The sequence below is a fragment of the Shimwellia pseudoproteus genome, assembly GCF_016415625.1.
GTDB classification, from domain to species: Bacteria; Pseudomonadota; Gammaproteobacteria; order Enterobacterales; family Enterobacteriaceae; genus Shimwellia; species Shimwellia pseudoproteus.
On the sequence record NZ_WBXP01000002.1, the window covers coordinates 129,608 to 147,650 of the forward strand.

General features: G+C 57.4%; 22 protein-coding genes, 1 tRNA gene and 1 riboswitch. Of the genes, 9 read left to right on the forward strand and 14 right to left on the reverse strand.

Going from position 1 to position 18,043, the window contains the following annotated elements; translation table 11 throughout:
• Positions 1-75 precede the first annotated feature (75 nt).
• The gene (locus tag F9C28_RS01805) at positions 76-807 is read right to left on the reverse strand and encodes a hypothetical protein (RefSeq protein WP_199013393.1); all 732 of its coding nucleotides are present in this window, start codon (positions 805-807) and stop codon (positions 76-78) included.
• A 315-nt stretch (positions 808-1,122) separates the two neighbouring features.
• On the opposite strand from F9C28_RS01805, the gene F9C28_RS01810 reads away from it, so the two are divergent.
• Together F9C28_RS01810 and F9C28_RS01815 are read left to right on the forward strand one after the other, a co-directional pair.
• Positions 1,123-1,710 (forward strand): ComF family protein, encoded by a 588-nt coding sequence (locus tag F9C28_RS01810; protein ID WP_199013394.1) that lies wholly within the window; start codon positions 1,123-1,125, stop codon positions 1,708-1,710.
• Positions 1,707-2,264 (forward strand): hypothetical protein, encoded by a 558-nt coding sequence (locus tag F9C28_RS01815; protein ID WP_199013395.1) that lies wholly within the window; start codon positions 1,707-1,709, stop codon positions 2,262-2,264. Before F9C28_RS01810 ends, F9C28_RS01815 begins: the two co-directional genes overlap by 4 nt.
• Positions 2,265-2,912: 648 nt before the next feature.
• Here F9C28_RS01815 and F9C28_RS01820 read toward each other — a convergent pair.
• From F9C28_RS01820 to copC, 3 genes are read right to left on the reverse strand one after another with little or no spacing between them, the layout of a single operon-like run.
• Positions 2,913-3,254 carry a YebY family protein gene (locus F9C28_RS01820; protein ID WP_199013396.1) on the reverse strand — a complete coding sequence of 114 codons (342 nt, stop codon included), beginning with the start codon at positions 3,252-3,254 and terminating at the stop codon, positions 2,913-2,915.
• A 35-nt stretch (positions 3,255-3,289) separates the two neighbouring features.
• On the reverse strand, positions 3,290-4,168 hold the full coding sequence (copD, locus tag F9C28_RS01825; protein WP_199013475.1) for a copper homeostasis membrane protein CopD: 879 nt from the start codon (positions 4,166-4,168) through the stop codon (positions 3,290-3,292).
• A 2-nt stretch (positions 4,169-4,170) separates the two neighbouring features.
• A complete protein-coding gene (gene copC, locus F9C28_RS01830) occupies positions 4,171-4,515 on the reverse strand; it encodes a copper homeostasis periplasmic binding protein CopC (protein WP_233148847.1) in 345 nt (114 codons plus the stop codon).
• Positions 4,516-4,803: 288 nt separating this feature from the next.
• Between copC and F9C28_RS01835 the strand changes: the two genes are divergently transcribed.
• The 3 genes from F9C28_RS01835 to F9C28_RS01845 all read left to right on the forward strand — a co-directional run bounded on the left by F9C28_RS01835 (position 4,804) and on the right by F9C28_RS01845 (position 6,108).
• Entirely contained in the window at positions 4,804-5,145 is a 342-nt protein-coding gene (locus F9C28_RS01835) for a hypothetical protein (RefSeq protein WP_233148848.1), read from the forward strand.
• A 156-nt stretch (positions 5,146-5,301) separates the two neighbouring features.
• Positions 5,302-5,712 (forward strand): YidB family protein, encoded by a 411-nt coding sequence (locus F9C28_RS01840; RefSeq protein ID WP_199013398.1) that lies wholly within the window; start codon positions 5,302-5,304, stop codon positions 5,710-5,712.
• A gap of 57 nt (positions 5,713-5,769) precedes the next feature.
• Positions 5,770-6,108, forward strand: a complete 339-nt coding sequence (locus F9C28_RS01845) for a hypothetical protein (protein ID WP_199013399.1) — start codon at positions 5,770-5,772, stop codon at positions 6,106-6,108.
• Between the two features lie 86 nt (positions 6,109-6,194).
• Here F9C28_RS01845 and F9C28_RS01850 read toward each other — a convergent pair whose 3' ends face one another.
• Positions 6,195-7,046 (reverse strand): formate/nitrite transporter family protein, encoded by an 852-nt coding sequence (locus F9C28_RS01850; protein WP_408641427.1) that lies wholly within the window; start codon positions 7,044-7,046, stop codon positions 6,195-6,197.
• 207 nt (positions 7,047-7,253) lie between these two features.
• On the opposite strand from F9C28_RS01850, the gene eco reads away from it, so the two are divergent.
• Positions 7,254-7,742, forward strand: a complete 489-nt coding sequence (gene eco / locus F9C28_RS01855; RefSeq protein WP_199013401.1) for a serine protease inhibitor ecotin — start codon at positions 7,254-7,256, stop codon at positions 7,740-7,742.
• Between the two features lie 153 nt (positions 7,743-7,895).
• A tRNA-OTHER gene (locus F9C28_RS01860) sits at positions 7,896-7,969 on the forward strand.
• A gap of 92 nt (positions 7,970-8,061) precedes the next feature.
• On the opposite strand, the gene F9C28_RS01865 is transcribed toward F9C28_RS01860, so the two are convergent.
• The 8 genes from F9C28_RS01865 to F9C28_RS01900 all read right to left on the reverse strand — a co-directional run bounded on the left by F9C28_RS01865 (position 8,062) and on the right by F9C28_RS01900 (position 16,307).
• Positions 8,062-8,997 carry an ABC transporter substrate-binding protein gene (locus F9C28_RS01865; RefSeq protein WP_199013402.1) on the reverse strand — a complete coding sequence of 312 codons (936 nt, stop codon included), beginning with the start codon at positions 8,995-8,997 and terminating at the stop codon, positions 8,062-8,064.
• A 28-nt stretch (positions 8,998-9,025) separates the two neighbouring features.
• On the reverse strand, positions 9,026-9,790 hold the full coding sequence (locus F9C28_RS01870; RefSeq protein ID WP_199013403.1) for an ABC transporter permease: 765 nt from the start codon (positions 9,788-9,790) through the stop codon (positions 9,026-9,028).
• Positions 9,787-10,542: an ABC transporter ATP-binding protein gene (locus tag F9C28_RS01875; RefSeq protein ID WP_199013404.1), complete on the reverse strand. Its 756-nt coding sequence runs from the start codon at positions 10,540-10,542 to the stop codon at positions 9,787-9,789. The genes F9C28_RS01870 and F9C28_RS01875 overlap by 4 nt, the downstream gene beginning before the upstream one ends.
• On the reverse strand, positions 10,539-11,231 hold the full coding sequence (tenA, locus tag F9C28_RS01880; protein ID WP_199013405.1) for a thiaminase II: 693 nt from the start codon (positions 11,229-11,231) through the stop codon (positions 10,539-10,541). The genes F9C28_RS01875 and tenA overlap by 4 nt, the downstream gene beginning before the upstream one ends.
• Before the next feature lie 60 nt (positions 11,232-11,291).
• Positions 11,292-11,392, reverse strand: a riboswitch (TPP riboswitch).
• A 74-nt stretch (positions 11,393-11,466) separates the two neighbouring features.
• A complete protein-coding gene (locus F9C28_RS01885) occupies positions 11,467-12,498 on the reverse strand; it encodes a FecCD family ABC transporter permease (protein WP_199013406.1) in 1,032 nt (343 codons plus the stop codon).
• The gene (locus F9C28_RS01890; RefSeq protein ID WP_199013407.1) at positions 12,476-13,225 is read right to left on the reverse strand and encodes a methyltransferase domain-containing protein; all 750 of its coding nucleotides are present in this window, start codon (positions 13,223-13,225) and stop codon (positions 12,476-12,478) included. Before F9C28_RS01890 ends, F9C28_RS01885 begins: the two co-directional genes overlap by 23 nt.
• A 2-nt stretch (positions 13,226-13,227) precedes the next feature.
• Positions 13,228-14,196 (reverse strand): ABC transporter substrate-binding protein, encoded by a 969-nt coding sequence (locus tag F9C28_RS01895; protein WP_199013408.1) that lies wholly within the window; start codon positions 14,194-14,196, stop codon positions 13,228-13,230.
• Positions 14,196-16,307, reverse strand: a complete 2,112-nt coding sequence (locus F9C28_RS01900) for a TonB-dependent siderophore receptor (protein ID WP_233148849.1) — start codon at positions 16,305-16,307, stop codon at positions 14,196-14,198. The genes F9C28_RS01895 and F9C28_RS01900 overlap by 1 nt, the downstream gene beginning before the upstream one ends.
• Before the next feature lie 262 nt (positions 16,308-16,569).
• On the opposite strand from F9C28_RS01900, the gene F9C28_RS01905 reads away from it, so the two are divergent.
• Positions 16,570-17,109: a GNAT family N-acetyltransferase gene (locus F9C28_RS01905; RefSeq protein ID WP_199013409.1), complete on the forward strand. Its 540-nt coding sequence runs from the start codon at positions 16,570-16,572 to the stop codon at positions 17,107-17,109.
• Positions 17,110-17,124: 15 nt separating this feature from the next.
• Positions 17,125-17,766: a metallophosphoesterase gene (locus F9C28_RS01910; RefSeq protein WP_199013410.1), complete on the forward strand. Its 642-nt coding sequence runs from the start codon at positions 17,125-17,127 to the stop codon at positions 17,764-17,766.
• On the opposite strand, the gene F9C28_RS01915 is transcribed toward F9C28_RS01910, so the two are convergent.
• Entirely contained in the window at positions 17,767-17,958 is a 192-nt protein-coding gene (locus tag F9C28_RS01915; RefSeq protein ID WP_199013411.1) for a YdfD/YebW family protein, read from the reverse strand. It lies immediately after the preceding gene.
• Between the last annotated feature and the right edge of the window lie 85 nt (positions 17,959-18,043).

Sequence of the window (18,043 nt, forward strand, 5' to 3'; positions counted from 1 at the left end):
ATTATCACGCCTGCGCCCGGCCGCCGCCGGGCGCTATCGGGCTTACCAGCGGGCGCCGTTATGGACCGTGCCCCACTAGGGGGTAATGCCATCCTCAAACTGATACACCAGGGCCAGCACCAGATTGACGTTATAGCGGGTAACGTCTTCATGGCGGCTGACAAAGCGGGAGTGGGTTTCTACCAGATTAAAGTTCTGATAGCGCTCAAAGAGCGGCAAATAGGGCTGAATATCAGTGGTGTACTGCTCATCCTCCGGGGAGGTGAACAGATAGATGTTGCGCGACAGTTGCCGATCGGCGGTGATTTTTTGTGGTAGCAGGGCGTCCAGCCGGGCGATATTTTGCTCATCCATACTGCCCATCATCACCCGGCCGGTCTCCTGCCACTTGCTGTTTGCCAGATAACTGCCGATATGCAGCTGGGGAACGCAGGCAATAACGTTGAGAATATTGTGCTTAACCGCAAACCACAGTGCCGCACTACCGCCCTTGGAGGCGCCGATTATCGAGGTGCGGCCAGGGTTAACGGTGGTGATGATATGGTCAATAAGCGCACTGACCCCCGCTTCAATAGCGAAGTCCATCCCCTGACACAGGTAATACGCCGGCAGGCGATTAAAATCGTCCTTTATCCATAAAATTGCCGAATGGCAATGGTGCAGGGTGGTAGTAAAGTCATACGCTGTCGGGTCTGGACTATTAAACCCGGACATCACTATCAGCAAATGTTTACAGTCAAAACGCGCCTTCTGAAAACGGTACTGGATCTGTAATGTCGGCCCTACATCAAATTGTAAATCTTCCATATTCTCCCGCTGGGGCGATAGTTAGAGGCGCTAAGCATAGTCCGGGAGTTATCGGCGGGTAAAGATGAAATCTGTGTGACAGGGCGTTAATGAGACGCCGGCAGGCAGAAAAGCGCGCCGGGCGTGGTCAGTGCCCCGGTTAACGTATTCCTTTTCGCGATGTTTTTAGTGCGGTGGATCGGGGGACGAAGAGGGAAATAAGGCATCCCAGGCTGGTAACGTAAACTGCAGAACAATCAGAACGTAAATGGCTTTCAAAACATGACTGGCAATTATAAGTTCATTTTCCGGCTGGTTGTGAGTAGCGAGCGAACGATGCAGAGCAATATCAGGCAAATAAATGGTCGCTGGGACCTCGGTTACGCGATGGATAAGCATATCGTCAGCAGTATTTACATTGGCGATAATGAATATGGACACCCACAGTTTGAGACAAACCGAACCCCGGCAGGAGAGGCACTGTACCGGCTGAAATACCGCGCGGATTGGGAACAAATAGCACCACTAGCCCATTATCTGAAACAACATGCTATTCCTCTTTTTCATCACATTGGTTTCATTGTTCCCATGCCGGCATCCACTCCCCGTGAACGTCAGCCGGTCACTGAAATAGCCAGAGCGTTGGGGAGTCTCGCCAATATTCCCTGCTTTGATAATCTGCTGGTGAAAGCGCCGGGAGACGTATCACTGAAAAACCTTAACACCAGGGAAGAGAAGATGGCTGCCATCGAGAATGCATTTTCAGTTAATCCGGTTATCGCCAATGATGGGCGCTGGAATGTATTGCTGATTGATGACCTCTATCATACAGGCACAACGGCAGAAGCTGCATGTATGGCACTCCGGCGTTATACTAAAGTGGATAATATTTATGTTGCTGCATTAACCTGGAAACCATCATGACGACTGTGTTTGTTGCTGGCTCAATAACCATCAAGAAACTTGATCCGCTGATTATCGCGCGTTTGAAAAAGATCGTCGATCGGCATTTCAGTGTGGTGGTCGGGGATGCAAACGGCGTGGATTCGTCCGTACAGCATGCCTTACTGGAGATGGGCTGTGATTCGACAACCGTGTTCAGTAGCTCACCAAAACCCCGTAACAATCTGGGGGCCTGGCCTGTTAGTGTGGTAAAAACCGGGCATCCTCGTGGTACCCGCGCCTTTTATACCGCCAAAGATATTCAAATGGCTGAACAGGCTGACTACGGCCTGATGGTCTGGGATGCGAAAAGCACAGGTACCCTCAATAACGTTATTGAGCTGCTTCAGCGTAAAAAAAACTCGGTGGTGTTCATCAATAAGTCGAAGGTGTTTATGGTTATCAAATCACCGGATGACCTGGATAAGCTGATAACCTGTATGGCTCCTGCGGATTACACCAAAGCAGATGAAAAAATAAAGCTGTCTGAGAAGCTCCAGCAGCTTAAACATCAGCAGATGAACATGTTTGCCTGACATAGGCGCTGGCACTAGTTTCCTGCCAGCGGTAAATGTAGCCTCTCCCTGGTATTGCCGTTCCACGCTCATGCGGGTTGCGAAAATGAGACCGGCCTCTGGTCTGGCTGAATGTGTATCACACAATTAATTTATAGCGCGCGAAGGAAAGCTTTTTACTTCTTGTTATCACGCGTTTTATAGGCGTTGTGCCGGGTGAATATAGCACGAACTGAGGATCAGATGCGGCAGGTATCACCCCAGACCACTGTCAGTCATTTTACGATCAATGGGGTAAATGTTATTGTCTTGCAAAAAAAATTAAGGCATGCTGACAAACACGTAACAAGCCGTTATGCGCACTTTGCGCCGGACCTTAGGGGTAACCGCTTGTTATGTCACGCCCTGAAAGCCTGTCAGGCAAAAAAAGACCGAATACGATTCCTGTATTCGGTCCAGGGAAATGGCTCTTGGGAGAGAGCCGTGCGCTAAAAGTTGGCATTAATGCAGGCTAAGTCGCCCTGCCATTTAAGAATAGATGAGCATTTCAGCTTTTCCAGTCCGCGGCTATCGTCGGGTCAGAAATACTGAAAAAAATGCCCTGTTTGAAATGCAAAAACCGTAATGGCCCTCACAGGCGATTACGGTTTTTTTATAGAAATGATAGCGTTAGTTACACAATGTTTTTGCGCGCTCAATAAATGGCGCCAGGCTCATTTTATGGCCGGGATGCTGCGGATCGTCTGCCAGGATCACCGCAATCGGCTGGGCGCGTGTTTTACCGCTATCCACCTGCTTCTGGGCTTCCTCATTCAGCGGGTATTGCACCAGGGTGCTGGGGTTAATGACATACAGCGCTTGATCCTGGCCACAGGTCAGCATGACCTCTTCACGGCTAAATGCCCATTTATCTTTGCCGACTTCAAACCGGCTGACGGTGATAATCTGTGGGGCGGCCAGGGCGGCGGTGGAACTGCAAAGTAACAACAACCCGGCGAACAATCTTTTCATTTTTCATCCTGAATAACTGGTTAGTACGGATCTCATCAGTACGGATCTAACGTGGCGAACAAACTGACCAGCGCCAGCACCGCAACGGACAGCGCGATTTCGGCGCCGGTCAGCATCACAAACAGTCGCGATGCCGCATTGTGCTTACTGGCAAAACGCGGCACCAGAATATAGCGGTTAATCAGCGCCAGTGTCACCATCACCATCACCAACGCGACTTTTACCAGCAGCAGCGTCCGGTAGCGGGTGGGGGACGGCCAGTGAAAACCGGTGATCAGCAACAGGTTGATGATACCGGTGGCGATGACTAGCGCAACCGCAAGGTGCCCATAACGTGAAAAGCGCATCATGGCGACCGTGGCCGGTTGATGCCAACGGGCCCGGGTGGCCAGCGCCATACAAACTAACAGCGGAATAAGCCCCCCAAACCACCATCCGGCAGCCAGTAAATGAAGGGCGTAGCTTACCTGGCTGGCAACCCCGGCAACCCCCTCACTGACGGCGGCATGGCCGGTACGTCCCAGTAAGGCCACCTGGCCCAGCGCCAGGATCAACAGCAGGGCGCTTAACCCGCGCGGTTTGATCAGGGCGATAGCCAGCGCCACGCTGGCAAAAATAATCTGCCATAACCATACCGCGCCAAAATGGGACTGTAGCAGGCGCAGCCAAATGGCCGGGGAGAATACATCCGGCCAGCCATCCCCCATCATCCCACCCTGAACTGCCCACAGTAGCAGCGCACTCAGCGCGCAGAGCGCCGCCCCGGGGAACCATACCGGGGAGAGGCGCTTCATCACCACCGTGCGTAAAGCAGACGGCGCCAGTAGCGCCCCGCAAATAGCGCAGCCCAGCATCAGGAGCAGGGCAGTAAAGTGGCAAAAGCGCAGGATGATAAAGCTCGTGGCCAGCATCAGGGTTATTTCATGGTAAAGCGGTAGCTGCCGCGCGTTTTATGCCCGTCTACCGACACCACCTGCCAGTCGACCTGGTACTCGCCAGCGGCCAGGGGGCTGTCAACGCTGACGATGGCAACCTGTTGCTGGCCAGCAAGGGTATGCAGCTGGCCGGTTTTTACCGGGTGGCGTTTGGCGTCGGTCAGGGTGATTTTGCTGAACCCCGGCTCAATACCTTCTGAGAAGGTCAGCCTGATCTCCTGGGGAGCAGCGGCCAGTACGGCTTGCTGGGCGGGGAGCTGTTGTTGCAGATGGGCGTGGGCTAAGACCTGGGGGGGAGAAGCATGCCGTTGCCAGCAATAAGGCAAGCGAGCCCGCCGTTGCTGTTAACAAATTACGTGCCATCTTTCCATTCCTTTTGATTATGCATTAACATAATAATAACTCTGGCAACCGTATGGCGTCGATACCTGTTGTTATCTATTTGGCGAGGGCCGCCAGGGATCGCGGTGAATAGCACCAAATGACGCCAGAGAAGTCGTAAAATTGTTCTAAATTTTTACCTGTGTAATGATTTTTTATTGAAAAGGTAACCTTATGAAAAAATAACAGCAACAGCACTCTGTGGCTTCTTTATCTCTGTGGTCCCGTTTGCGATGGCCGCCAATCCGGTGACCGATCATTCCCAAGTGAATAGCACGACGCTTCAGCAGGTGGCAAAAGATCAGTACCATGATAAGAACCATATGATTGACGATTGTCGCATTCCGTATGACAAACAGACCCCGGAAGCGCGCGAGCACTGTAAATCTCAGAATCAGATCAACAGCATTACGCAAGATAATCAGAAAATCATGCAGCACACGGGTGATGACGATAACGTTAAGACCCAGGATATTAATAATTCCCCGCGCAAAACGATAAGCCCTGCCGACAATGACAAATTGTTAGAAGGTGGCGGTACCCGCGACCAGATTGACGGCAATACCCGCAACTAATTATTCACCTCCTGTCCGCGGGCAGGAGGTGTCCTTTCTTTGGGTCTCCCCATTTTCTGCGCTTCCCGCATTATTAAGGAGTTGTCTGGTTGCGCCCCGCTGTGTAAGGCGTACTGTTCTGTGCCAGTTATCACTGAATATGAAGTGGAGAAAATCATGGGATTACTTGATCAGATCGGCGGCATGCTTGGTCAGAGCGGTGTGCTCGGCCAGCAAGGCAATGGCCAGTTATTACAGAGCGTTATGGCCTGGATTGAAAGCCAGGGTGGTATTACGGCACTGATTGAAAAATTTCATCAGGGTGGCCTGGGAGAGATAGCCCAGTCCTGGATTGCCGACGGTGAAAACCATCCGGTGTCCGGTGAGCAGATGTCCAGTGTACTGGGCAACGGTGAAATGGAGAATCTGGCCTCTTCCTTAGGGGTTGCCCCGGAACAGGCATCTGCGCTGCTGGCGCAAGTTCTGCCAGGCCTTATCGACACCCTGTCCCCGGGTGGCAATGTAGCTGAGCATGGCTCTCTGCTGGAGAGCGGCTTAGCGTTGCTGGAAGGCAAACTGTTAGGATAATCCGTTGCGGGCCCCTTACGGGCCCGCTGTGAAATAACGCAATATTCCGGAGCAACTATGAAGCCCGTCATACCTGTTATTTGCCTTACGCTGCTTACCGGATGCAGCTCGTTATCTTACCTGCGTGGGCAGGAGCCCGTACTGGATGGCTCCAGTAGTAAATCCCCGGCAGAGCTGGCCCAGTGCGTTCACGATCAGTGGACACATCATGGTTTTACCACTGAATTAGTGACGGCGGGAGCCGGGCGCAGTGTCCTGGTCCCCCGCACATTCGGTGGCTACCGGGTAGTACTGGACGCCACGCCAACGTCCCAGGGGAGTGACTTTTCCCTCTATGAACGCCTTCCCCATGTGACCTCCGTCGCTTTTGAAAATGGTGTCGCCTTCTGTAAATAATGGTTGGCTCCCGTCACCGGTTATTCTCCTGATCCTGTCAGCGCAGGCTCCGCGTCGTTATTATTATGATACGGGCCGCGACAGGATTATTTTTTCTGGTTACTCATATCATTGCGAATTTGCGCATGGCTGATCAGCGCGAAAATAAAGGTGCCGCCGCAAATATTGCCCGCCAGGGTGGGCAGAGCGAAAGGCCATAAAAATTCGCTCCAGTGAATATTCCCCGTCACCATTAAATAAAATATCTCGATGCTGCCGACGATAATATGCGTGGTATTGGTAACGGCAATAAGCCAGGTCATTAAAATAATCACGACAATTTTCAGGGAACCAGCGGTTGGCATCATCCAGACCATGGTGGCAATCAGCCAGCCAGAAATCACTGCACCGGCAAACATTTCTTGTGGCGTTTTGTGCATCACCTCGCTACCGAAGGCAACAAAAGCGGCCCGGGTGGGCTCGTCAAATACCGGCATATAGGCAAACGCGGTTGCCGCCAGAGCCGTTCCGGCCAGGTTACCGAGCAGTACCACCCCCCATAACCGCAGTAATAGCCAGACATTTTGCAGGGATGGATGCTGCATGGCGGGGAGCACCGCCGTCACGGTATTTTCGGTAAAAAGCTGCTGGCGGGCCATAATGACAATAATAAATCCCACGGTATAGCCGAGGTTCTCCAGTAAAAACGCCCCGGGAACGTGGTCAAGGTGGACACTGAGAATACCTTTTGCCAGTAGGGAGGCCCCCATGGATAACCCGGCCGCCAGCGCTGACCAGAGCAGGGCCATGGCATCCCGTTCCAGCTCTTTTTCCCCCTCAAGGCGAATGTGCTCGTGGATGGCCATCGCCCGGGAGGGCAGCCGTTGTTCATTGAGCTCAATGGTTTTGTTCTGTTCTTTTTCCGGGCTTTCTACGGTCTGGCTGCTGTTCTTATTCATCACGGGCTCCCGCATATGTGCACTGTACCCCTGTAAGCGTAGCGCGTTACGCCACCGGTGACAGCGATAAGGCAACAGATCGCGGGGAAGCGCTCCCACCGATCAGCATCCTCCGAAATTCAGCCCTGTTCTGCGATAGTGATAGACTCATATTCTGGAAATGTAAGAGTATAGAGCGAATAAATCTGCATACATGGAGTTCTCAGAATGAAAACTATGATGACCGGCCTGTGTGGGCTGTTACTGGTATCTAGCGCAGCAATGGCGGCCGATCAGGCTGAACCGTTAAGTAAAGTGGCGCCTTATCCGGCGGCGGAAAAGGGCATGGTGCGCCAGGTGATTTATCTGCCTCAGCAGCCCGATGAGTCGTTACTGAAGGTGGAACTGATACCCGGGAAAACCCTCGACGTGGACTGCAACCGCCATATGCTGGGCGGCCAGCTGGAGGAGAAAGATCTTCAGGGCTGGGGATATACCTACTATCAGCTGAGCCAGGTTTCTGCACCGGCCTCCACCATGATGGCCTGCCGGGATAAAACCACCAGCCGTAAATTTGTGGCGGTAAATGTCAACGGTAAAGGGCTGATCCGCTATAACAGCAAACTGCCGGTGGTGGTCTACACCCCGGAAAATGTTGAGCTGAAATATCGCGTCTGGCGGGCAGATGAAGCCTTACAGGACGCTGTGAAGAAATAATGCCGTCTGGCGGCGGGCCCGGCGGGATATTGTGTAAGGGATCACGGCATCAGTAATTTACGCACTTTTTGTCGGGGATTATCTTTGCATTTCGCCGCTGGATATGAATAATACGTCCTCGCGGCACAGCGGTATCCGCGGTGCCCACATTATCCGCCGGTAGCTCATCAGGGAAGAGCAGTAGTTTATGCTACAGGTGCGGGGTTGAAGTCCTCGTCGGCGGTCCAAATAAAAAAAGCAGGTCACGTCAGTGAACCTGCTTTTTTGCTTTATGGCGGTTGTGCCCCGGAGCACATGGGGACCCGGAGCTTCAGGGAGATTAGTGCAGCTCTACCGCGTAGTCATCCACCGGGGTGATTTTCTTGATAAGCTTATTATCAAACAAAAATGTCTCATAGGCCTGGTAACGGGGGCGGTCCAGTTTGGCCGGGTCGGTCGCAAACAGCGGAATACTGGCCTGCCACGCCTGGCGATTCAGCGCGGTGTTGAGCTCCGGGTGGGCTTTGGCAAACGCCAGCCAGGTTTCCTGCGGGTGGGCGTGTAAATAATCGCCGCCTTGTTTCAGCGCCGCGAGGAATTTTTTGATTTTTGGCGCCGACACATTGTCGCGGTTAGCCACGATAATTAACTCGTCATAGGCCGGTACCCCGTAATCCTCGACGTTAAACACCACCGGGTCTTTGCCCTGGAGTTTTAGCTCCTGAACTTCAATATTGCGATAGCCGCCAATAACCGCATCCACTTGCCCGGCCAGTAAGGCACTGGTGAGCTGGAAATTGACATTAAACAGCGTCATCTCTTCGGGCTGAATATGCTGGTTTCTGGCCATGGTCGCCAGGGTAGCCTGCTCAATACCGCTCACCGAGTAGCCAATACGTTTGCCTTTCAAATCCGCCGGTGACTTAATATTTTTGTCCAGCGCGATAACCGTGTTAAGCGGCGAGTTAATCAGCGTGCCAACCCGCACCAGGGGCAGCCCCTGGTCAGCAAAGAAATGCAATTGCGGCTGGTAGGTGATGGCCAGATCCGCTTGTTTTGCCGCAACCAGCCGGGGCGGGATTGCCGGATCCGACGGCGGGATAATCCGCACATTCAGCCCCTGCTGTTTAAAGGCGCCAATCTGTTCCGCCACCATGATAGGCGCATGGTCGGGGTTAATATACCAGTCGAGCACCAGGGTCAGATCCTCAGCCGCGCAGGCCTGGTGGATGGCGGTCATACTGAACAGCAGGCCGCACAGGAGCCGTTTAATCATCGTTGTTTCCTTATATTGATACCATCAATCACGTTTCTGGCTGCCAGGCGATCAGGCGGCGCATCAGGGCATCCACCGCCGTCCAGAGCAGGACGGTCATCAGCACCAGAATAAATAACGCCGCGAAGCAGACATCGGTCTGCATTCGGGCATTGGCGTTGAGCATCACGTAGCCCAGCCCCTCGGCAGAGCCGACCCATTCGCCGATAATCGCCCCAATAGGGGCCACCGCCGCCGCCATACGCAGGCCGGAGGCAAAGGCCGGTAGCGCCGCCATCAGGCGCACATGGCGCAGCAGCGCCCAGCGTGAGGCGCCCATGGTGCGGGCGAGGTTGAGATAGTCGTTATTAACCCGGCGCAACCCGTCAAAAAAGGCGGACACCATCGGGAAGAAGATAACCAGTACCGCCATGGTGACTTTGGCACTCATACCAAAGCCGAACCACAGCACCAGCAGGGGCGCCAGGGCGAACACCGGGATTGCCTGGCTGGTGAGCACCAGCGGCATCACCCAGCGCTGTAAACGGGGGGAGAACATCATACACAGCGCCAGCGCGGCCCCGAGTATCACCCCCAGCCCCAGGCCACACAGCACCTCGGTGGCGGTGATTAGCCCATGCCAGGCCAGATAATCTTTGCCCTGCCACAGGGCCTGGAGCACCGCCCCCGGGGTGGGGAGCAAAAATGCCGGGACACCGCTCAGGGTGAGGAGCCACCACAGTAATACCAAGCCACCGAACACCGTCAGCCCACGGCCACAGCGCACCAGGCGCCCTTCTGAAGCAAATGTCATTGTGCCCCCATCAGTTGCAGCATCAGCGTGGCCTGGGTTTTCAGCAGGATGGGATCGTCAGGGGCCCGCGGGGTGTTACCGCTGATCAGATGGCTATCGTCAAGGCCACCGGGCCAGCGGGAGAGCACCAGCAGATGGTTGCTCAGGCGGCAGGCTTCCATGGTGTCGTGGGTAATCAGTAACACGGTATTCCCGGACAGCAATTCTGCCGCCAGATCCTGGATGGCGGTACGGGTGATGGCATCCAGCGCAGAAAAAGGCTCATCCATCAGCACGATTGGCTTACGTTCGTAGAGGGTACGGGCAATGGCCGCCCGCTGGCGCATCCCGCCGGACAAGGTAGCGGGCATGGCCTGGCCATAGCCCGCCAGCCCGACCCGCTCCAGCAGGTGCTCCGCCCAGGGGCTATCAACCGGCTGGCCCCGTAACCGGGCGCCCAGCGCAATGTTGTCGGCGATGGTCAGCCACGGATAAAGCAGATCTTTTTGGCCCATCCAGGCGATACGCCCGGCAAGGGAGGCGCCGTCACTGCCGCTGACGCTGCCCGCAGAAGGCGGTATAAGCCCGGCGATAATCTGTAACAGGCTGGTTTTTCCCGTCCCGCTGACCCCTAATAACGCCGCGAAGGTGCCCCCGGCAATGGTGAAGTTCAGCCCCTCAAAAATGGGTTTATCGCCAAAGCGCAGGCCGAGGTTGTCGACCTGGATCCCCGGCGGTGTCTCCAGGGCCGGGGATGTCGTGCATTGTGTCATGGCCGGGCATCCACCGCGTTCAGCCCCATCTGCCAGAACGCCGACTCCAGCCGGGTGGCGGTGGTGAAAATGGTCGCCAGTTCACTAAGGCGGCCCTGGGCACCGCGCTGCTGGCCGACCGTGTTGAGTAAATTGATGGCGGCGCGCACCCCGGCCAGATACTCGCTGTCGCCGTAGTTACGGATCCAGGAGCCGTAGGGGTTACCGTCCAGCCGGGTAGTGGGATCGCGCAACAGCCCGAGGCCAATTTCGGCATACCCGGCCACACAGGGCAGCAGGGCCGAGAGTAAATCCAGCGCATCCCCCCGGTGGCCGATATCCAGCACGTAGCGGGTATAGTTCATGGTTTGTGGGGCTTCTGGCTGGGCGATGATATCCGCCTCTTGCAGTCCCCAGCCCGCACAGTAGGCGGTATGCAGCGGCAACTCGGCAACAATCGCGTTCAGGGAGGCGGTCGCGGCCCGCATTTCCGGCAGGGTATCGAGCTTACTGACCAGCAAACCATAGGCCCGGGCGAAGTGGATCAAAAACAGATAATCCTGAACCAGATACTGGCGAAAGGCGGCTTGCGGCAGGGTTCCGCGGCCGAGCTGACACACAAAGGGATGTGAGATGTAATCCTGCCAGTGGCTACCGGCCTGCTGGCGGAGCTGCCCGTACAGGCCATTTTCAAACAGCGTGGTATTCATGGGACCTCCTGAGTCGTTGGAGATCCGGGTGCGCAGAGGTATGAACAGACAATGACCTGATGTGTTATTGCCCACCGTCCCCTCGCTGGCATGACCCAGATCAGGTTCAAAGGGTTCGGTTTTCACCATCTCAGCCCTGGCGGGCGCCCCTCGGAGTTGCTTGTTATACGTCATTTGCATTTTGATTACAATTGCCGGTGCCGGGCGGGGGAAAGGGCGGCGCCCCGGTGAGGGATTACCGGGGCCGGGCGATAAGTAACAGAAACACCGGCACCCCCAGCAGGGCGGTTAAGATCCCCACCGGTAGCTCCCGGGGGGCCAGCAGGGTGCGGGCCAGGGTGTCCGCCATCACGGCGACAATCGCGCCGCATACCATGGCCACCGGCAGCAACTGCTGGTGGCGGCGCCCGGCGAGGATCCGGGCGATATGCGGCACCGTGAGGCCAATAAACCCAATGGCGCCGCAGCAGGCAACAATCACCGCAGTCAGCAGGGTGGTCAGGCTGTATAACCGCAGAGTGGTGCGGCCCACATTGACGCCAACCGAGCTGGCGGTTATCGCACCGAAGGAGAGCACATCCAGGGCCCGGGCCTGCCACCAGATCAGCAAAAAAATCGTCACCACCACCAGCGCGCAGAGCTGAACCTGGAACCAGTCGGCCTGGGTGAACGATCCCAGCAGCCAGAACATCACCCCGCGGCTGGTATCGGCATCGGTCTTCCAGAAGGTGATCAGAGATGTCAGCGCCGAGAGCAACTGCGTCACCGCCACCCCGGTCAGCACCAGCCGCCCGGATTGCCCGGCCAGGGCGTGGCGGGCAAGTAACAGGACCAGGGCGAAGGCCAGCGCCGTACCGCTAAACGCCCCCAGCGGGATGGTGGCCCAGCCGATGCTCCACCCTGCGGCAATCACCAGTACCGCCCCGGCCCCGGCACCGGAGGATATCCCCAGAATCCACGGGTCCGCCAGCGGGTTACGGGTCAGGGCCTGTAATACGGTACCGCTGACGGCCAGCGCCCCGCCCGCCAGGGCCGCCAGTAGTGTTCTGGGTAGCCGTAATGACCAGATAACCCGCTGTGGCAGGGTACTGTCGGTGGTGCTGTGCCAGTTCCCGGCCAGCAGGGCACCGAGGGTTTCCGGCAGTGAAAACGCCACCGGGCCAAGGGCCACCGCGGCGCACATCGCCGCCAGCAACCCCACCACCAGGCCCGCCAGCACCACCCCGGGGGATGGCCGCCGGAGGCTACTTCCAGCCAGCGACAGCATAATCGTCGAGGAACTGCCAGAGGGTGCCGGTCTCGGAAAACCCGGCCTGGTCGAGCAGGGCAAGCTGGACAGCAATACTGGTGGGGAACGGGGCCGGGCGGCCTGAAAAGCGTTGCTCCCGCGCTTGCTGAAGCGCCTTAAGCGGCGGCCAGCGCAGGGCCTGAGTAAACCACGCATCCCAGTCCAGGGCGCCCTGGGCGAACGCCTGTTGCTGGGTGTGGTGATCGTGCTGCTCCGCCAGCGCCTTCTGGCGCGGATGGCGGGAGGTAAAGCGCTGGTGGTCCGCATTGATTAGCACCCCGCCGTCGTCCAGCAAGCCCGCAAGGGTGCGGTAAAGCACCACTTGCTGCTCAGGCAACAGCCAGTGGATGGCGGTGCTGGAAACCACCGCCTGGGGCGCCCCGGGAATGGCGGCGGACCAGTCCGGGGCGGCGATGTCCGCGTGAATAAACTGAATACGCTCGCGGTATTCCACCAGGGCGTGGCGGGCAAGGGTCAGCAGCAGCGGGTCAAGATCCACCGCGGTGATCCTCGCGTTAGGGAAGCGCTCCAGCAGCCGCAGGCTAAAGGATCCCGGGCCACAGCCGAGATCCAGTACGTGGAAACCGTCGCCATACAGCATGGCCAGAACATCAAGCACCGCAGTAAACCGCGCCTCCCGGTGGGCGATATAAGCGCTTTGCTGGGCGTCCCAGTCAGCCAGCAGTTCACGAGCCGGAAAAGTCATTGTTAGTTATCCTCAGTGTGCAGTGTGTCAAGTTGGGTAATCAGCCGCCCGAGGGCGAGTACCGTGCGGACCGAAGGGTCCATGTCATAGCCAGGTAAGATGATGTAGCGCCGCTGGCGGACCGCCTGCATACCGGCGGTTAACGGATTACGCTCCAGAAAGGCGATTTTGTCTGCGGCGCTGTCCCCGGGAGCGCCACGGCGCAGATCCCCCAGCACCAGCACATCAGGCTGCCGGGCGGCGATAACCTCCCAGGAGACGGCAGGCCAGCGCTCGCGGATGGCGGCGAAAATATTGCTGCTGCCCACGGTACGGGTCAGCAGGGCCGGGGCGCCGTAGCCTCCTGCTACATAGGGGATATTCAGGCCAGAATACCACCACATCATGCGCAGGGCCGGGAGGTGCTGCGCCGCCCGGCGGCTGGCAGTAAGCTGTTTTTCCAGCCCGGTAATAACCTGCTCTGCCCGGGGGCTGGCGTGATAAATCGCCGCCACATGGCGAAATTCGCTGAAGATATCGTCATAGGTGAGTGGCCGCGCGGACTGGCTCTGCTGCCCCTGGCAGTCGCTGGCCGCCAGCCAGGTGGCAATTCCCCAGCGGGCCAGGCGGCGGCGATCGGGGGTTTCCGGGCTGTTAAACCAGTAATAGCTGGCGGAGTAGATAAAATCGGGCCGCGCCGCCAGTAGCGCCTCCCCGGACCAGGGGGCCGGATCATAACGGGCTGTGAGCCGGGCCGCGGAGGTCCAGGGGGAGGGGGCGGTATCCTGGTCGGGGCGGTAACCCACCACCGCCATAATGGCAGGCCCGGCCCCGAGGGCCAGCAGATTTTCCAGGGCGGAGTGGGTGTACACCAGCGTCCGTTGCGGCACCTTGTCAAAGAGCCATTGCTGCCCGCAATTGGTCAGTGTCAGTGCGCGGGCGGGTGACGCTGCCACCAGCCCGATGTACAGCAGTAGCCGGAGGCCGCGCATCAGAACCGCATATTGACGAAGGCTTCCCAGGTGCGCCCGGGTGCAATCAGGGCCTGGGTGGCATAGGTACGCTGCCAGGCATAGGTTTTATCAGTCAGATTACGCACCCGGCTACCGACGGTAACCCCCGGGAGAATCTGGTAATCCACGCTGGCGTCAACGGTGGTATAGCTGGCCATTTTGACGGTATTGGCATCATTGTTATAGCTGCTGCCGACATAGTGCATCTGGGTGCCGAGGCCGAGCTTCGGGGTTGCCATATAGCGGGCAGACAGGTTCGCGGTCCATCGGGGGACGTAGCGCGGTGTATTGCCGGACAAATCCTGCCCCCCCTGGCGGTAGCTGTTGAAACGGGCGTGGGTATAAGCGAGGTTACCGGCCAGCGTCAGGCTATCCAGCGGGCGTAATGCGCCGCTCAGCTCCACCCCGCGAGAGGTTTGCTTACCGACCGCGTTCCAGCGCCCGGCCTGCAATTCATCCTGCTGGTAGAGGTGTTTCTTTTCTAGCTGGTAGACCGCCAGTTTAAGATCGCCGCGGTTGCCCGGCAGGCTGGCTTTCACCCCGCTTTCGTATTGCTGTACTGCGGTCAGGGGCAGGGAGGTTTGGGCCGGACCAATAAAGAAAATATCCTCTCCGGGCTCTTTGCCGGTACTGTAGTTGGCATAGAGCGTCAGATTATCGGTTACATCCCAGCTGGGGCCGATCCCCACGCTAACAAAATGATAGCGCTGGCTGATGCGCTGATTCAGTTGCTGGAAATTCCAGTGCATATCAACCGCGGAATAACGCAACTGGCCCAGCAGCCCCAGGGTATCTGTCAGGCCGAGCCGGTCCTCAAGGAACAGGGCGTACTGGTTTTGGGTAATATGGCGCACGGCGGAACGGCGCGGGGCATTACCGCTGCTGAACGGGCGGCGCGGCGGATTAACCACCGGTATGCTGTCCTCACCGGCAAACCCGTTAGAAAAGTAGGAAAACTGGCGTTTGCTGATATCGGCCCCGGCCATGAGCTGGTTATCCATCCGGCCCAGGGTGCCGTTGACATTCAGGGTGACGCGATCGCCGGTCAGCTTGTCATCGTGGGCCAGATCCCCGAACGAGTCCCGGGTCAGTTCTCCGGGGCGGGTTGCCGACGGGTAGTAGCGCTCCGCGTTATGCCATTCGCGAAAGCCGGTGTAGTAATAAAACTTGTTTTCTACGGATAACTGCGGGGTGGCGAACCAGGATTGGGTGGCCTGGAATGAGGTGGCCCGGCTGCGTATCCAGGCCTTATCAAGGTTGTTGTAGTTAGTGTAACGCTGGTGTGTGGCGAGCTTGCCGTTGATAAACGGGGTACCAAAGTAAGGATTATGGGTGTCTTCCAGCATCCGATCGAGGGCAAAGGTCAGCTGGGTGTTATCGGTAGGGGTCAGCAGCAGGGAGCCGGTGACCCGCAGTGGACGCTGGCGTACATCATGTACCTGGCTCCCGGTGCTGGAGGTACTGATATCAATGCGCCCGGCAGCCAGATGGTCCACCAGCGCGCCCCCCGCGCCGAAATGCGCCCGGTGGCTGGCAAAACTTGACCAGCCATAATCCAGTTCGAGAGGTTGTGGCCGGAATGAGGCTTTACGCGAAATCAGGTTAATGCTGCCCCCCGCCGGGCTCAGCCCGTTGAGTACCGATCCGGTGCCGTACAGCACATCAATACTTTCATAATGCACCGGGTCCCCGCCCTGAAGGGTACTGCCGGGGGTAAGGACACCATCATAGAGCCACGCCACCGGCGTGAAACCGCGCAGCGACACGCTATTCGACAGGGTGGGTGAGGTGGTGCCGGACAAGCCTGGCAGCGTCTCAACAATGTCTGTCAGGGTACGATTGCCGCTGGTGGTGATGGTCTGCTGGCTAATGGTTTCGGTATGGCGCGGAACCTGGCGATCGCTTACCGCCAGCCGGGAGGCGCTGCCCGGGGAGAGCTGCGCTGTCGCCGGGGCCTGTGGCGAGTTGTCGGTGACGATCAGCGTATCGGCGGCGCCTGCGGCAAGCGGTGAGGCCAGGCTGGTCGCGATGACGATAACAGGTAAGGACCCGCGGGCAGAGGGCATAATTAACGAAAAAGCAGTGGTCATTGGTTCAACATCTCGAATTGTTTTGTAATGTTATAACATAACAATACTCATTAATAAAACCATATGAAAACGTCGAATTACACCACCGGGGTATTTCCCGGTGGCGGAGCGGGCATTGTGATAGTGACCGGGGATTTTCCCTACCGCGCTGTACCTGGCAAAAAGACGTCGTATGATAGGTAAACGGTATCGCAACGGCAGGTTGTGATAATAATCGGTGCGGGGAGGTTATCCGCGCGCTATGGCGTCAGGAGTCGCATTTATGCAGATCAGTGCCCCGCAACTGGAAACCCCCCGTTTGTTATTGCGCGCTTTCCGGCTCAGTGATTTTGAGGCGCTGGCCGCCACCTGGCAGGACCCGGAGATGGTGCGCCATATTGGCAATGGTGAGCCCCAGAGCCGGGAGATGAGCTGGGGGCGTCTGTTGCGTTATGTGGGGCACTGGCAATTACTGGGCTATGGTTACTGGGCCTGTATTGAAAAGGCCAGCGGCACCTTTATTGGCAGCATCGGCATCCAGCAGGCGCAACGCCTGTGTACTCCGGCGCTTACGCTGCCCGAAGCCGGATGGAGCCTGCGCCCGTTTGCTCAGGGGAAAGGCTATGCCCGGGAAGGGCTCAGCGCGGTACTGGCGTGGGCTGATCAGGCACTGGCCAGCGATATATGCTGCATTATTGGCCCGGACAATCAGCCCTCGATCCGGCTGGCTCTGGCCCAGGGATTTCAGCCCGGCGGTAGCGTGCGCTACCACGATAACGCGGTGGCGCTGTACATCCGCCGCCAGCAATCACCGGGCCTGTGAAGACCAGGAGGAGGGATGTACCAGCTACTGGAAGCATTACACTGGCGTCATGTGTATCTGGTGGGCGATCTTCATGGCTGCCTGCCGATGCTGGCACTGGCGCTGCGCCAGCACCGTTTTGATCCCTGGCAGGATTTATTGATTGCCGTGGGGGATCTGATTGACCGGGGGCCAGACAGCGCGGGTTGCCTGGGATTACTGCAAAAGCCCTGGTTTCGCAGCGTACGCGGTAATCATGAACAGATGGCGATTGAGGCGCTGACCGCGCAGGGCCAGCTGTGGCAATATAACGGCGGCGAATGGTTTTATCAGTTGCCTCAGGCACAACAGTGCCGGGTGGCGAGAGAGCTTGAAGCCTGCGCGTTGTTGCCGCTGGTGATTGAATTTCATACCGGCAGTGCGGTACATGTGATTGCCCACGCGGATTACCCCGCCGCCCACTATCAGCGTGATCAACCCCTCGATCAACAGGAGGTGCTCTGGAGCCGGAGCCGGTTACAGGCGCACCTGCGTGGCCACGGCCAGGCTATTTCAGGGGCCGATGCGTTCTGGTTTGGCCATACGCCACTGCGCCAGCCGCAGCAATTTCATAACCAGCACTATATTGATACCGGCGCGGTGTTCGGGAACACGCTCACCCTGATAAAACTGTGCTGATCACAAATCGCGATATTCGCTGGCGGGCCGCCAGTAGTCCCCGGCCACCTCTACCGTGGGGTAGCAGCCACCATTGCGGATGCGCTGGTCCGCCATTGAGGCCAGGCAGCGAGTTTCCGTAGGGTAGTTATCTATCGCCAGGTTCTGGCACCCGGCATCCAGCCAGCAGACAAACAAAACCAGTGTATACATAACCTATCCATGTTTGTGCGAAGAAATAACGGGTCTGGTTGAGTATAGCCAATGGCGGGAACAAATAACCCGTCTGGCGACGGGT

Coding starts and splice junctions, on each gene's coding strand:
- F9C28_RS01805 (WP_199013393.1), bottom strand. CDS start 807: ATGGAAGATTTACAATTTGATGTAGGGCCGACATTACAGATCCAGTAC.
- F9C28_RS01810 (WP_199013394.1), top strand. CDS start 1,123: ATGCAGAGCAATATCAGGCAAATAAATGGTCGCTGGGACCTCGGTTAC.
- F9C28_RS01815 (WP_199013395.1), top strand. CDS start 1,707: ATGACGACTGTGTTTGTTGCTGGCTCAATAACCATCAAGAAACTTGAT.
- F9C28_RS01820 (WP_199013396.1), bottom strand. CDS start 3,254: ATGAAAAGATTGTTCGCCGGGTTGTTGTTACTTTGCAGTTCCACCGCC.
- F9C28_RS01835 (WP_233148848.1), top strand. CDS start 4,804: ATGGCCGCCAATCCGGTGACCGATCATTCCCAAGTGAATAGCACGACG.
- F9C28_RS01840 (WP_199013398.1), top strand. CDS start 5,302: ATGGGATTACTTGATCAGATCGGCGGCATGCTTGGTCAGAGCGGTGTG.
- F9C28_RS01845 (WP_199013399.1), top strand. CDS start 5,770: ATGAAGCCCGTCATACCTGTTATTTGCCTTACGCTGCTTACCGGATGC.
- F9C28_RS01850 (WP_408641427.1), bottom strand. CDS start 7,046: ATGAATAAGAACAGCAGCCAGACCGTAGAAAGCCCGGAAAAAGAACAG.
- eco (WP_199013401.1), top strand. CDS start 7,254: ATGAAAACTATGATGACCGGCCTGTGTGGGCTGTTACTGGTATCTAGC.
- F9C28_RS01865 (WP_199013402.1), bottom strand. CDS start 8,997: ATGATTAAACGGCTCCTGTGCGGCCTGCTGTTCAGTATGACCGCCATC.
- F9C28_RS01870 (WP_199013403.1), bottom strand. CDS start 9,790: ATGACATTTGCTTCAGAAGGGCGCCTGGTGCGCTGTGGCCGTGGGCTG.
- F9C28_RS01875 (WP_199013404.1), bottom strand. CDS start 10,542: ATGACACAATGCACGACATCCCCGGCCCTGGAGACACCGCCGGGGATC.
- tenA (WP_199013405.1), bottom strand. CDS start 11,231: ATGAATACCACGCTGTTTGAAAATGGCCTGTACGGGCAGCTCCGCCAG.
- F9C28_RS01885 (WP_199013406.1), bottom strand. CDS start 12,498: ATGCTGTCGCTGGCTGGAAGTAGCCTCCGGCGGCCATCCCCCGGGGTG.
- F9C28_RS01890 (WP_199013407.1), bottom strand. CDS start 13,225: ATGACTTTTCCGGCTCGTGAACTGCTGGCTGACTGGGACGCCCAGCAA.
- F9C28_RS01895 (WP_199013408.1), bottom strand. CDS start 14,196: ATGCGCGGCCTCCGGCTACTGCTGTACATCGGGCTGGTGGCAGCGTCA.
- F9C28_RS01900 (WP_233148849.1), bottom strand. CDS start 16,307: ATGACCACTGCTTTTTCGTTAATTATGCCCTCTGCCCGCGGGTCCTTA.
- F9C28_RS01905 (WP_199013409.1), top strand. CDS start 16,570: ATGCAGATCAGTGCCCCGCAACTGGAAACCCCCCGTTTGTTATTGCGC.
- F9C28_RS01910 (WP_199013410.1), top strand. CDS start 17,125: ATGTACCAGCTACTGGAAGCATTACACTGGCGTCATGTGTATCTGGTG.
- F9C28_RS01915 (WP_199013411.1), bottom strand. CDS start 17,958: ATGTATACACTGGTTTTGTTTGTCTGCTGGCTGGATGCCGGGTGCCAG.